General features: G+C 60.2%; 13 protein-coding genes. 2 read left to right on the top strand and 11 right to left on the bottom strand.

Features of this window, described 5'->3' with window-relative positions; translation table 11 throughout:
- Positions 1-2: 2 nt before the first annotated feature.
- The 8 genes from pabC to AC3IT6_RS21655 form a co-directional block, all read right to left on the bottom strand.
- On the bottom strand, positions 3-818 hold the full coding sequence (pabC, locus tag AC3IT6_RS21620; protein ID WP_489352658.1) for an aminodeoxychorismate lyase: 816 nt from the start codon (positions 816-818) through the stop codon (positions 3-5).
- On the bottom strand, positions 818-2,062 hold the full coding sequence (gene fabF, locus AC3IT6_RS21625) for a beta-ketoacyl-ACP synthase II (RefSeq protein ID WP_103397063.1): 1,245 nt from the start codon (positions 2,060-2,062) through the stop codon (positions 818-820). Before fabF ends, pabC begins: the two co-directional genes overlap by 1 nt.
- Before the next feature lie 108 nt (positions 2,063-2,170).
- A complete protein-coding gene (acpP, locus tag AC3IT6_RS21630) occupies positions 2,171-2,407 on the bottom strand; it encodes an acyl carrier protein (protein ID WP_003175607.1) in 237 nt (78 codons plus the stop codon).
- A gap of 197 nt (positions 2,408-2,604) precedes the next feature.
- Entirely contained in the window at positions 2,605-3,345 is a 741-nt protein-coding gene (fabG, locus tag AC3IT6_RS21635; RefSeq protein WP_007997043.1) for a 3-oxoacyl-ACP reductase FabG, read from the bottom strand.
- Between the two features lie 16 nt (positions 3,346-3,361).
- Positions 3,362-4,300 (bottom strand): ACP S-malonyltransferase, encoded by a 939-nt coding sequence (gene fabD / locus AC3IT6_RS21640; RefSeq protein ID WP_489352661.1) that lies wholly within the window; start codon positions 4,298-4,300, stop codon positions 3,362-3,364.
- 125 nt (positions 4,301-4,425) lie between these two features.
- Entirely contained in the window at positions 4,426-5,436 is a 1,011-nt protein-coding gene (plsX, locus tag AC3IT6_RS21645; RefSeq protein WP_489352663.1) for a phosphate acyltransferase PlsX, read from the bottom strand.
- 4 nt (positions 5,437-5,440) lie between these two features.
- On the bottom strand, positions 5,441-5,623 hold the full coding sequence (rpmF, locus tag AC3IT6_RS21650) for a 50S ribosomal protein L32 (RefSeq protein WP_003179396.1): 183 nt from the start codon (positions 5,621-5,623) through the stop codon (positions 5,441-5,443).
- Between the two features lie 13 nt (positions 5,624-5,636).
- The gene (locus AC3IT6_RS21655) at positions 5,637-6,164 is read right to left on the bottom strand and encodes a YceD family protein (protein ID WP_008050439.1); all 528 of its coding nucleotides are present in this window, start codon (positions 6,162-6,164) and stop codon (positions 5,637-5,639) included.
- Between the two features lie 105 nt (positions 6,165-6,269).
- Between AC3IT6_RS21655 and AC3IT6_RS21660 the strand changes: the two genes are divergently transcribed.
- Positions 6,270-6,848 carry a Maf family protein gene (locus AC3IT6_RS21660; RefSeq protein ID WP_489352665.1) on the top strand — a complete coding sequence of 193 codons (579 nt, stop codon included), beginning with the start codon at positions 6,270-6,272 and terminating at the stop codon, positions 6,846-6,848.
- 54 nt (positions 6,849-6,902) lie between these two features.
- Here the strand turns inward: AC3IT6_RS21660 and AC3IT6_RS21665 are convergent, their stop codons facing one another.
- From AC3IT6_RS21665 to rluC, 3 genes are read right to left on the bottom strand one after another with little or no spacing between them, the layout of a single operon-like run.
- Complete coding sequence (locus AC3IT6_RS21665; protein WP_489352667.1) at positions 6,903-7,892, bottom strand: S49 family peptidase; 990 nt, start codon at positions 7,890-7,892, stop codon at positions 6,903-6,905.
- 24 nt (positions 7,893-7,916) lie between these two features.
- Positions 7,917-8,579, bottom strand: coding sequence for an HAD-IA family hydrolase (locus AC3IT6_RS21670; protein ID WP_150753994.1), 663 nt, complete (start codon positions 8,577-8,579; stop codon positions 7,917-7,919).
- A complete protein-coding gene (gene rluC, locus AC3IT6_RS21675; RefSeq protein ID WP_046037476.1) occupies positions 8,566-9,528 on the bottom strand; it encodes a 23S rRNA pseudouridine(955/2504/2580) synthase RluC in 963 nt (320 codons plus the stop codon). The genes AC3IT6_RS21670 and rluC overlap by 14 nt, the downstream gene beginning before the upstream one ends.
- A gap of 702 nt (positions 9,529-10,230) precedes the next feature.
- On the opposite strand from rluC, the gene rne reads away from it, so the two are divergent.
- Positions 10,231-13,506 carry a ribonuclease E gene (rne, locus tag AC3IT6_RS21680; protein WP_489352670.1) on the top strand — a complete coding sequence of 1,092 codons (3,276 nt, stop codon included), beginning with the start codon at positions 10,231-10,233 and terminating at the stop codon, positions 13,504-13,506.
- The last annotated feature ends 79 nt before the right edge of the window (positions 13,507-13,585 follow it).

Consider the following 13,585-nt stretch of genomic DNA (forward strand, 5'->3'; position numbering starts at 1 on the left):
TATCAAGCATCCAGTAGCACACGGGCAATGGTTTGGAGTTTACGGGTGAGCGGCCCAACCGGCCAGTGAAGAGCAGCATAGGCGCGCACCGGCCAGATACCATACACGCTGTTGCAGACAAAGACTTCGTCAGCCCATTGCAGCTGTTCGAGAGGGATATCGGTGACTTGCGTGGGAATTCCCAGCGACTTGGCTTGAAACAATATTTCGGCGCGCATCACGCCTGCCACGCCGCAGCGCTTGAGGTCAGCAGTGATGAGCACGCCATCACGCACCAGGAACAAGTTACTGAACACACCTTCAATCACCCGTCCGGCCTGATCGAGCATCAAGCCTTCGGCATGCTCGGTGTCCTGCCATTCGGCACGGGCGAGGACTTGTTCAAGACGATTCAGGTGCTTGAGACCGGCCAGTAATGGCTGCCTGGACAATCGCGTGACGCAGGGAAACAGACGTACCCCCTGCTCACCGTGCGCGGCAGGGTAAGCCGCCGGTGGATTGCCTTGCAGAATGCGTCGGGCCTGGGCCGAAGGATCGGGGGCGTAACCGCGCAGACCGTCGCCACGAGTGAGAATGAGCTTGAGCACCCCGTCACCCAGTGCCGCGGCGTAGGCCAGCAACTCGCTGCGGACCAACTCATGATCGGCAGTCATTGCCAAACGCGAACAGCCGTCCGCCAGACGCGATAGATGCCGGTCCAGCAACACGGGCTGCCCGTTGCGCACGGCGATGGTCTCGAACAGACCATCGCCATAAGCCAGGCCGCGATCCTTCAGCGACAAAGTGTCAGCCGGCTGACCGTCGACCCAGCTGTCCATCAGCCTGCGAACCGGCGGAACACCAGCGAGCCGTTGGTGCCGCCAAAACCGAAGGAGTTGGAAACGACCACATCGATATCCATGTTGCGCGCCGTGTGCGGCACGAAATCGAGGTCGCAGCCTTCGTCCGGCTCATCGAGGTTGATGGTCGGCGGTGCTACCTGGCTATTGATCGCCAGCACGCTGAAGATCGCCTCGACCGCGCCCGCCGCACCCAGCAGGTGACCGGTCATGGACTTGGTGGAACTGACAGCCAGCTTGTAGGCGTGATCGCCGAACACCGACTTGATCGCATTGACTTCGGCCAGGTCGCCTGCGGGAGTCGACGTGCCGTGGGCGTTGATGTACTGCACTTGATCGCCGTTGATTTTGGCATCGCGCAGCGCATTGGTGATGCAACGCGCTGCACCTGCGCCATCGGCTGGCGGCGAGGTCATGTGGTAGGCATCGCCACTGGTACCGAAGCCGATCAGCTCGGCATAGATGGTCGCGCCACGCGCCTTGGCGTGCTCGAGCTCTTCCAGCACCAGCGCACCGGCACCATTGGACAATACAAAGCCATCGCGGCCCTTGTCCCATGGACGGCTGGCGCGGGTCGGCTCGTCGTTGCGGGTCGACAGCGCGCGGGAGGCACCGAAGCCGCCCATGCCCAGACCGCAGGCCGCCATCTCGGCGCCGCCGGCAATCATCACGTCGGCTTCGTCGTACATGATGTTGCGGGCCGCCATGCCAATGCAGTGAGTACCGGTGGTACAGGCAGTGGCGATGGCGTAGTTGGGTCCCTGTGCACCGAGGTGGATGGACAGGAAACCGGAAATCATATTGATGATCGAGCCTGGCACGAAGAACGGGGAAATCCGTCGTGGGCCGGTCTCGTGCAGCGTGCGGGCGGTTTCTTCGATATTGGTCAGACCGCCAATACCCGAGCCCATGGCCACGCCGATACGCTCACGGTTGGCGTCAGTGACTTCCAGACCGGAATTGCGTACCGCCTGAAAACCTGCGGCCAGACCGTATTGAATGAACAGGTCGAGCTTGCGGGCTTCCTTGACCGACAGGTATTCCTCGACATTGAAGTCCTTTACCGAGCCGCCAAAACGGGTGGAATAGGCAGAAAGGTCGGCGTGTTCGATCAGACCAATGCCACTGCGGCCAGCCAGAATGCCCTGCCAGCTGCTCGGCACATCCGTGCCCAGTGGCGACAACATACCCATACCGGTGACTACGACGCGTCTACGCGACACAGCACTCTCCTTTTTCAAATGACGACTTTGCATCAGGCCTAAAGAAAAAACCGCACGCCGTGATGGCAGTGCGGTTTTTCCATGACAGCGAGCAACGATTACAAACTATTACGCCTGGTGGCTAGTAACGTAGTCGATTGCAGCTTGTACAGTAGTGATCTTCTCGGCTTCTTCGTCAGGGATTTCGGTCTCGAATTCCTCTTCCAGAGCCATCACCAGCTCAACGGTGTCAAGGGAGTCGGCACCCAGGTCTTCAACGAAGGAAGCAGTGTTGACCACTTCTTCTTCTTTAACGCCCAGTTGCTCAGCAACGATTTTCTTGACGCGCTCTTCGATGGTGCTCATACCTTGTTTTCACTCCTAATGGACAAATTCAGGCAGCTGGCCAGTGGGTAAGTGTATAGAAAGACTTTTCAGCTTTTCAACTGAAAGCTTCACTCCTCGAACCCGGTGACCCTATGCCTATAAAATAGATTGCAGCTTTATAACGGATTTTAGACAGCTCGTATGACATTTTTTTGAAGCAATCCGTCACATTTGAATTACATGTACATCCCGCCGTTCACCGGGATTGTAGCTCCGGTAACGTAAGCCGCACCGTCCGACGCAAGAAAAGCGACCACGGACGCGATCTCTTGAGCCTGCCCCAGACGACCCAGCGGAATCTGCGTCTGCAAGGCTTCACGCTGCGCCTCGGGCAGTTCACGGGTCATATCGGTATCGATGAACCCTGGGGCCACCGAGTTTACCGTAATCGAACGCGAACCGACTTCACGCGCCAGTGCACGGCTGAAACCTTCCAGACCGGCCTTGGCGGCAGCGTAGTTTACTTGGCCTGCGTTGCCCATGGCACCCACAACCGAACCAATACTGATAATTCGGCCCCAACGGGCCTTGGTCATGCCACGCAAAACGCCCTTGGACAGGCGGAACAGACTGTTCAGATTGGTATCGACAACGTCATGCCACTCGTCGTCTTTCATGCGCATCATCAGGTTATCGCGGGTGATGCCGGCATTGTTGACCAGGATCGCCGGCGCACCGAACTGCTCCTGAATGCTCGCCAGGACCGCAGCCACGGACTCGTCGCTGGTGACGTTGAGCTCAAGACCGGTGCCTTGGATGCCGTTTTCTTTCAGGGTGGCGGCAATGCGCTCAGCACCCGACGCAGAGGTCGCGGTACCCACGACGATGGCGCCCTGACGACCCAGTTCCAGGGCGATAGCCTGGCCGATGCCACGACTTGCACCAGTGACCAGTGCAACTTTACCTTGCAGACTCATGCAAGCTTCTCCTGATTCAGGCCAACGCTGCACGGGCGGCAGCGAAAGCGTCTGGGGTATTGAGGTTGGATGTCGACACGCCTTCGGCGCAGCGCTTGTTCAGACCGGCCAGCACTTTGCCCGGACCGCATTCGACCAGTTGGGTCGCGCCCCTGGCGGCCAGCACCTGGACCGATTCAACCCAGCGCACTGGCTTGTAAAGCTGCTCAAGCAGATCGCGCTTGAGGGTTTCCAGATCGGCAGGCACGTCAGCACTGACGTTCTGCACCACAGGAATTTGCGGGACCTGCCAGTCGATCGCGGCGATCGACTCGGCGAAACGCTCGGCCGCCGGACGCATCAGCTCGCAGTGCGACGGCACGCTGACCGGCAACGGCATGGCGCGCTTGGCACCACGCACCTTGCAGCCTTCGATGGCGCGCTCGACGGCAGCCTTGGCACCGGCGATGACCACTTGGCCCGGCGAGTTGAAATTGACCGCACTGACCACTTCGCCTTGCGCCGCTTCGGCACAGGCTGCCAGTACGTCGGCATCGTCCAGACCGAGGATGGCGGCCATGCCGCCCTGCCCCGCCGGAACGGCTTCCTGCATCAGTTGGCCACGACGCTCGACGAGCTTCACCGCATCGCCCAGGCTCAGACTGCCTGCCGCGACCAGCGCGCTGTATTCACCCAGGCTGTGCCCGGCAACGTAAGCCGGACGCGCGCCACCTTCGGCCAGCCACAGACGCCACAGGGCGATAGAGGCGGTCAGAATGGCCGGTTGGGTTTTATCGGTTTGATTGAGTTGCTCTTCCGGCCCTTGTTGGGTCAGTACCCACAGGTCGTAACCCAGTGCATCGGAAGCTTCTTTGAATGTTTCAAGGACAACCGGATGTTGTGCGCCCAACTCGGCGAGCATGCCGAGGGACTGCGAACCCTGTCCGGGAAAGACGAATGCGAGGGAAGCAGACATGTAACAAGCCCCTAATGATCTTGTCGTCGGAGAGTTGGCGCCCCGCTTTGGGGACGCAAGAAACTGACAGTTGGATGGCCCATCGAACCAAGCGGTCACATTTAAGCATTGTCCGACGAAAACGCCTAAAGCAACAAATCCTCCAGACGACCGTGCAGGCGCTCGGGGAGATTCTCCTGTATCTCGATCAAGGCGCGCGCAATGGCACTCTGAAACCCCTGAACCCCGGCAGAACCGTGGCTTTTCACCACAATCCCCTGCAAGCCGAGAAAGCTCGCGCCGTTGTGCCGGGCAGGCGCCAGTTCAGCCTGCAGACGCTTCATCAACGGCAGCGCCAGCGCACCGACCACGCGAGAGGCCACGTTCTTCCTGAACAACGCCTCGATGCGCCCGGCAATCATGGTCGCCAGACCTTCGCTGGATTTGAGCAGGATGTTGCCGACAAAACCGTCGCACACCACCACATCCGCTTCGCCACGGTACAAACCGTCGCCCTCGATAAAGCCGATGTAATTGATGCCCCGGGCGCCTTGCAACAATGTCGCTGCCAGCTTGACCTGCTGATTGCCCTTGATGTCTTCGGTGCCGATGTTCAGCAACGCTACCCGTGGGCGCACTATGCCCAGGGTTTCCGCCGCAACCGAGCCCATGACCGCAAACTGCAACAGATGCTCGGCACTGCAATCGACGTTGGCGCCCAGGTCGAGCAATTGGCAGTAACCCTTCTGTGTCGGAATCGCCGCGACCATGGCCGGACGGTCAATGCCCGGCAGGGTCTTGAGCACGAACCGCGACAACGCCATCAGCGCCCCGGTGTTGCCGGCACTGACACAGGCCTGGACCTTGCCGTCACGCAACAACTCAAGCGCAACACGCATCGATGAGTCGAGCTTGCCACGCAGGGCCTGGGCGGGTTTTTCGTCCATGGTGATGACTTCGCTCGCCGGGGCAATCGACAGGCGCGCGCGATCCACAGCCGGATGGCCAGCGATCAATTCTTCAAGAAGGGAGGGTTGACCGACGAGGGTCAGGTGCAGCGAGGGTGTAGCAGACAGGCAAGCAAGGCTGGCCTGGACAATGCTGCGGGGACCGAAGTCCCCGCCCATTGCGTCAATCGCGATGACTTGAGCGGACAAGTGATTACTCGTCAGCGCCCTTGTCGATCACTTTACGGCCACGGTATACGCCTTCTGGCGATACGTGGTGACGCAGGTGAACTTCACCGGTGGTTTTTTCTACAGACAGGGTGCTAGCCTCGAGAGCGTCGTGCGAACGGCGCATGTCACGGGCAGAGCGGGATTTTTTGTTCTGCTGAACAGCCATAATTGATTAACTCCTAAACGTTTGGGTCACGCTTTAACTGCGCCAATACACTGAACGGGTTGGACCGCGTTACCTCGTCCTCGCTCGGTTCGGGCTCATCGAGACCCGCCGGCTGCTGGCATTCTTCCGGATGATGAGCAGGCACAATGGGCAAGGCAAGCAGAAGCTCCTCCTCGATCAGTGACTGCAGATCCAAAGGATCTTCGCCCAGTTCCAGCACGTCATAACCTTTCGGCAACGACTGGGTATTCGCACCCTCCTTCACCACGGCGTAACTGCATTCGCTGTGGATCGGCAGGGTGACCAGCTCAAGACAACGCTGGCAAACCATTTTGACTTCAGTGTCGATAAAGCTGTGGATGACCACAGATTTACGTTCATCTCGTTCAAAAACGAATTTAGCCTGCACCGTACCGACATTGTCGGAAAGCGGGTCGCAGAGTCTCTCCAAATCGGCCAGCAGCATTTCACCTTGAAGGGTGGTGCCACGATCAGCCAATTTGCGCGGGTCAACGTGAGGTGGAATCGGGTCATTCAACATAGGCGCAGCATTATAGGGATGCCCCCGCCCATGTCAAAGGAAATTCAGCCCTGTCCGTCACTTGGAAGCCCCGCTAGAATTCGCACCTGCCTTCTGGAGATGCGCATGCTGCCTTTATTACTCGCTTCTGGCTCGGTCTATCGCCGGGAATTACTGACCCGCCTGCAACTGCCATTCACTTGCAGCTCGCCGGATATCGACGAAAGCCATCGCCCGGGCGAATCCGCCACCGAACTGGTCAAGCGCCTCGCCGAAGAGAAAGCGCGCGCCCTGGCCGACAGCCATACCGCTCATCTGATAATCGGCTCCGACCAGGTTGCCGTGCTGGAAAACCGGATTATCGGCAAGCCCCACACGCTCGAAAAAGCCCGCGAACAACTGCTGGCCGCCAGCGGCGCCAGCGTGACGTTCCTGACCGGCCTGGCCCTGCTCAACAGCCAGACCGGGCACTGCCAGGTCGACTGCGTGCCGTTCACCGTACACATGCGCACACTTGATGCGACCCGAATCGAACGCTACCTGCACGCCGAGCAACCCTACGACTGCGCAGGCAGCTTCAAGGCCGAAGGCCTGGGGGTCAGCCTGTTTCGCAGCACCGAGGGACCTGACGCCACCAGCTTGATCGGCCTGCCGCTGATTCGCCTGATCGACATGTTATTGACTGAAGGCGTACAGGTTCCTTGAATCTCAATACTAAAAAACCGGCCACGCAGGCCGGTTTTTCATGTCACTTCAGAATCAGCGCAACGACGGACCGTTAAAGCCCATCCACATCGCCAAATGCTCAGCCACGCTGGCACCGAGTTTTTTCGAGAAGCGATCGAATGGCGACTCCTGAACGGTGAAGTCCACCAACTCTTTCTCGCCGATCACATCCCGCGCAACCGAACTGGCATTACCCAACCCATCGATCAACCCCAATGGCAGCGCCTGCTCGCCGGACCAGACCAGGCCGGAGAACAGCTCCGGATGCTCCTTGTCCTTCAGGCGATCGCCACGGCCCTGCTTGACGCTGCTGATGAACTGCTTGTGGGTCGTATCGAGCACGCCCTGCCAGAAGGCGGTTTCTTCCGGCTTCTGTGGCTGGAACGGATCGAGGAACGACTTGTGCTCGCCAGAGGTGTAGGTACGACGCTCGACTCCCAGCTTCTCCATGGTACCGACAAAACCATAACCGGCTGCCGTCACACCGATGGAGCCGACCAGGCTCGCCTTGTCGGCGTAGATCTGATCCGCCGCGCTGGCGATGTAGTAAGCGCCGGAAGCCCCCAGGTCGGAAATGACCGCATAGAGCTTGATATCCGGGTGCAGGCCGCGCAGACGACGGATCTCGTCATACACATAACCCGACTGCACCGGACTGCCGCCCGGGCTGTTGATGCGCAGGATGACGCCCTTGACCTTCTTGTCCTCGAAAGCCGCGCGCAGGCTGCCAACGATATTGTCTGCGCTGGCCGGCTCCTTGTCGGCAATCATGCCTGTCACATCGATCAACGCCGTGTAATTGGCACTGAGGGTAGCGGCCTTCTCCATATCCATCAGCGGCGAAAACAGGGCAATTGCGCCAAACAGATACACAAAAGCCAGTAACTTGAAGAATATCCCCCAGCGACGGGAACGGCGCTGCTCCTGCACGCTGGCCAGCAGCGTCTTTTCCAGCAGCTTCCAGCTCTTGTCGTCACCGCTCTCTGCGCTCGCCTTGGCGGGCGCCTTCCATTCGTCGGCCATGCCATCCACCCCAAATACAACCGGTTAAGCCCGCTGACTGAGCCAGGCATGCAATTCTGAAAAACGGTCGATGGCCAGTCGCGGCTCATACAACTTCAACGCATCGATCGATTGAGCGCCATAACTAACGGCCACCGAGCCCATGCCGGCGTTGCGCGCCATCTGCAAATCAAAGGACGAATCACCGACCATCAACGCCTGCTCCGGGCGAACCTCGCAATGCGCGAGAATCTGCTCGAGCATCAGCGGATGGGGCTTGCTGGCGGTCTCGTCGGCAGCGCGGGTGATATCGAAGTAATTCTCCCAGCCATGGGACTTCAACACCCGATCCAGCCCGCGACGGGCCTTGCCGGTCGCCACAGCCAGATGATAGCCCTCGGCACGAAACGCCTCGAGCGACTCGACCACACCCTCGAACAGCGGCGAAGGCACAGCCTCCGACGCAATGTAATGCTCAGCATAGTGCTCACGGAACGCGATCAGCTCGGCATCATCGATTTCGGGGTACAGGGTGCGGATCGCTTCCGGCAAGCCCAGGCCGATGATGCCCTTGACGGCCAGATCATCGCGCCGCTCAAAACCGGAACGCTGCGAGGCAACGTGCATCGCCTCGACAATCCGGCCAATGGAATCAGCCAGGGTGCCGTCCCAATCAAAGATCAGTAGCTTGTAATCAGATGGGCGCACTCAATCGCTCCACGGTTTTGGCCCACATCTCGTCGACCGGCGCTTGCAGCTTCAGCTCACCGCCATCGGGAAGCGGCACGGTCAGCATGTAGGCGTGCAGGAACAGGCGCTTGCCACCCAGATCACGGATTTCCTTACTGAAATCGTCATCGCCGTACTTGGTGTCGCCGGCAATGCAGTGCCCGGCGTGCAACGTGTGGACGCGGATCTGGTGAGTGCGGCCAGTGATCGGCTTGGCTTCAATCAGGGTGGCAAAGTCGCCAAAGCGACGCAGGACCTTGAACACGGTCACAGACTCTTTGCCCTCCTCCTCGTCGACCTCGACCATACGTTCACCGGAGCGCAGATTGCTCTTGCCGAGCGACGCTCGAACTTGCTTGATCGAGGATGCCCAGTTACCGCGAACCAGCGCCATATAGCGCTTATCAACGCCATCACCGCGCAAGGCTGTGTGCAAGTGACGCAGCATGCTGCGCTTCTTGGCGATCATCAGCAGGCCGGAGGTGTCACGGTCGAGACGATGAACCAGCTCGAGCTCCTTGCAATCGGGACGCAACTGACGAAAGGCTTCGATGACTCCGTAATTCAAGCCGCTGCCGCCGTGAACGGCGATGCCGCAAGGCTTGTTGATCACGATCAGCGCCTTGTCTTCGAAGACAATCGAGGCTTCGAGCCGCTGCAGCAGGCCTTGTGCCAGTGGCACCGGCTCGTCGCGCTCGGGCACGCGAACCGGCGGCACGCGCACGATATCGCCCGCCTGCAGCTTGTACTCGGGCTTGATCCGACCTTTGTTCACACGCACTTCGCCCTTGCGCAAAATGCGGTAAATCAAGGTCTTGGGCACGCCTTTGAGTCGGGCGAGAAGGAAATTATCAATACGCTGGCCGGCATATTCCGGCGAGACCTCAAGCAGTTGTACGCTTGGAGTCGGGGGGGTAGTCGTCGTCATGCCGCGGATGATAACAATTTTTTATGGAATTGAAGCACTTAATCATTGCTGCTATAGTCGCGAACGTCGCCAAAAGCGGCCTGGACAGCGGACCAACGGTCAAAAACCGGCCCTGACCAACGCAATTCACCAGGACGCGAGGCCGTCCTACGGGGCTTTCGCTACGTAACGGTGGAGTTCGCAGGTGTAACGAGCGCAGGTGACATGAGGCCTGAATCACGCCACAAAGCAGAGTTTTCCACTCGTTTTGCGAGCCATATTCACGGCCAGTTCACAAAGTGCAGTCAGTTGCGAATGACCCCGAGCGAAGGCATCGGAAACAACGCCTAAATTAGCCATGATGCGTGACCTCCCCTATCGGAGCTCACGGTAAATGCCAACCCGCTGCGGATTCTGCGCGCGGCAGCACCCGAATTATCAGGGATACGTGTAGGGTGGAGATGCACAACCGCCGGACTGTGTAGCAACAGGCTTTCTCAAGACGCTTCATCTCGTCCACAGCCGCTGGTTGATTCCTCCTCCTGACTGAGTGCTTAAGTAGCCACAGCAAGCAGGACGCGTACGTCGCGATGAAGGCCCACATTGGCCGGACTTCGCTGGACACGGGAAATGGCCAACCACTCCCGACGCACCTGACACCGACCGTGAGAAGTCGTGTGTGCCGAACGCCGTTTCCGGCAGCCCGGAAACCGACGGTACTACATGAAAAGAATGCTGATTAACGCAACTCAACCCGAAGAGTTGCGTGTTGCACTGGTAGATGGCCAGCGCCTCTACGACCTGGACATCGAATCCGGTGCACGCGAGCAGAAGAAGGCCAACATCTATAAAGGCCGGATTACTCGCATCGAACCAAGCCTCGAGGCTGCCTTTGTCGATTTCGGCTCTGAGCGCCACGGCTTCCTGCCCCTCAAAGAAATCTCCCGCGAATACTTCAAGAAAGCCCCGGAAGGTCGCGTCAACATCAAGGACGTCCTGAGCGAAGGCCAGGAAGTCATCGTTCAGGTCGAAAAAGAAGAACGTGGCAACAAGGGCGCCGCCCTGACCACCTTCATCAGCCTGGCCGGTCGTTACCTGGTGCTGATGCCGAACAACCCGCGTGCCGGCGGTATCTCCCGTCGCATCGAAGGCGAAGAGCGCAACGAACTGCGTGAAGCCCTGAACGGCCTGGTTGCCCCGGCCGACATGGGCCTGATCGTGCGCACTGCCGGCCTGGGCCGTAGCAGCGAAGAAATGCAGTGGGACCTCGACTACCTGCTGCAACTGTGGACCGCGATCAAGGAAGCCTCGCTGGACCGCGCCGCGCCGTTCCTGATCTACCAGGAAAGCAACGTGATCATCCGCGCGATCCGCGACTACCTGCGCCAGGACATCGGCGAAGTGCTGATCGACAGCGTTGAAGCCCAGGACGAAGCCCTGACCTTCATCCGCCAGGTGATGCCGCAGTACGCCAGCAAGATCAAGCTGTACGAAGACAGCGTTCCGCTGTTCAACCGTTTCCAGATCGAAAGCCAGATCGAAACCGCTTTCCAGCGCGTTGTCGAACTGCCTTCCGGCGGCTCCATCGTTATCGATCCGACCGAAGCCCTGGTGTCCATCGACATCAACTCGGCGCGCGCCACCAAAGGCAGCGACATCGAAGAAACCGCACTGCAAACCAACCTTGAAGCGGCCGAGGAAATCGCCCGTCAGTTGCGCCTGCGCGACATCGGCGGCCTGATTGTCATCGACTTCATCGACATGACCCCTGCCAAGAACCAGCGCGCCGTGGAAGAGAAAGTCCGCGAATGCCTGGAAGCCGACCGCGCTCGCGTGCAAGTCGGTCGCATTTCGCGCTTCGGCCTGCTGGAAATGTCCCGTCAGCGCCTGCGTCCATCCCTGGGCGAAAGCAGCGGCATCGTCTGCCCGCGTTGCAACGGCACCGGCATCATCCGTGACGTTGAATCGCTGTCCCTGGCGATCCTGCGCCTGATCGAAGAAGAAGCCCTGAAAGACCGTACCGCCGAAGTTCGTGCACAAGTGCCGATCCCGGTGGCGGCGTTCCTGCTCAACGAAAAACGCAACTCGATCACCAAGATCGAACTGCGCACCCGCGCCCGCATCGTCATCCTGCCGAACGATCACCTCGAAACGCCGCATTTCGAAGTGCAGCGCCTGCGTGATGACAGCCCGGAAGCCGCGATCAACCAGTCCAGCTACGAAATCGCCGCTGCCGCTGCCGAAGTCGAAGAAGTCCAGCCAGCCGCTGCGACCCGCACCCTGGTTCGCCAGGAAGCCGCGGTCAAAACGGCCCCGGCCCGCGCCAACGCTCCGGTGCCGACCGAAGTTGCCGCTCCAGCCCCAGCCCCGGTCGCCGTACCGGAGCCAAGCCTGTTCAAAGGCCTGGTGAAGTCGCTGGTGAGCCTGTTCGCCACCAAGGAAGAGCCTGCCGCTCCGGTTGTGGTTGAAAAACCTGCCGCCGAGCGTCCGGCGCGCAACGAAGAGCGTCGCAGCGGTCGCCAGCAGAGCCGCAACCGTAACGGTCGCCGCGATGAAGAGCGCAAGCCTCGCGAAGAGCGTGCACCGCGTGAAGAACGCGCACCACGTGAGCCGCGTGAAGAGCGTCAGCCACGGGAAGTGCGCGAACCGCGCGAGACCCGCGAAGAAACTCCGGCAGTAGCCCGCGAAGAACGCGCACCACGCGCTCCTCGTGAAGAACGTGCACCGCGCGCTCCGCGTGAAGATCGCAAGCCACGTGGCGAGCGTGAAGAGCGCGTTCGTGAACTGCGCGAACCTCTGGATGCCGCTCCGGCTGCTCCGGCCGCCGCTCCGGCTGCTGCTACGGCTGCTACGGCTGCTACGGCTGAAGAGCGTCCAGCTCGCCAGCCACGTGAAGAACGCGCTCCACGCCCACCGCGTGAAGAACGTCAGCCACGCGCCGAACAAGCTGCCGCAGCCGCCACTGAAGAAGAACTGGTCACCAACGAAGAGCAACTGCAGGAAGACGGTCAGGAAGGCGCCGAAGGCGATCGTCCACGCCGCCGCTCCCGTGGTCAGCGTCGTCGCAGCAACCGTCGCGAGCGTCAGCGTGACGCCAACGGCAACGTGATCGAGGGTTCGGAAGAGTCCGAGTCCGGCGAAAACGCTGAAGCACCAAGCGTTGCCGACCTGGCCGCCGGCCTGGCTGTCACCGCAGCCGTTGCCAGCAGCGTGATTAGCGCTCCAGCTGAAGCTGAAGCCAATGTGCAAGCCGAACGCGCCACTGCCGCGACCCTGGAAGCAGCTCCGGTTGAAGCGCCAGTCGTTGAAGCGACCACCCCGGTCGAAGTCACCGCCTCGCCGGAAATCGAAGTGGCGTCAGCGCCTGAGGCTCAGACTGTTGTTGAAGCGGCTGCCGAGCCGACTCCAGTGGTTGAAGAACCTGCCGTGGTTGCAGAAGCGGTTGTTGAAACCGTGACTGAAACCGTGCGTGAAGTTCGCGAAGAGCAAACCGCATTCAACTGGGTTGCCGAACCAGCCGTCGCTGAAGCCGCTGCACCCGTTGCTGAACCTCAGGTGGCTGAAGCCATGGTTTCCGAACCGGTGGTTGCCGCCGCGGAACCTGCTCCAGCGCCGGTGGTTGAAGCGCCAGCCGTAGAAGCGCCGGTCGTTGCCGAAGCACCTGCACCGGTAGTCGAAGCCGCTCCTGTCAGCGCCCTGACGCCAAGTGGCCGTGCGCCTAACGACCCACGTGAAGTGCGTCGTCGCAAGCGTGAAGCCGAGCGTCTGCAGAAGGAAGCTGAACTGGCTGCCGCTGCGGCTCCGACTGAAGTGGCTGTTGCTGCCGAGCCTGCACCGGTTGCCGCTGAAGTGGTTGAGGCAGCCCCTGCCCCGGCCGCTGAAGTGGCTGCCGAGCCAGCTGAGTCGGTGATCCACGAAGCACCGCGCTCCGTTCAGGAAGCGGTAGAGCAACACGAGCAAGCCCAGGAAAAAGAACACGAGCCTAAACCTCTCGTCTGATTCCATCGGCCATTAAAAAGCCCCGCCTGGTGATCCCAGGCGGGGCTTTTTTATATCCGGACTTCACAGCAATCCCTTG

Source organism: Pseudomonas sp. KH_017, from assembly GCF_057840285.1.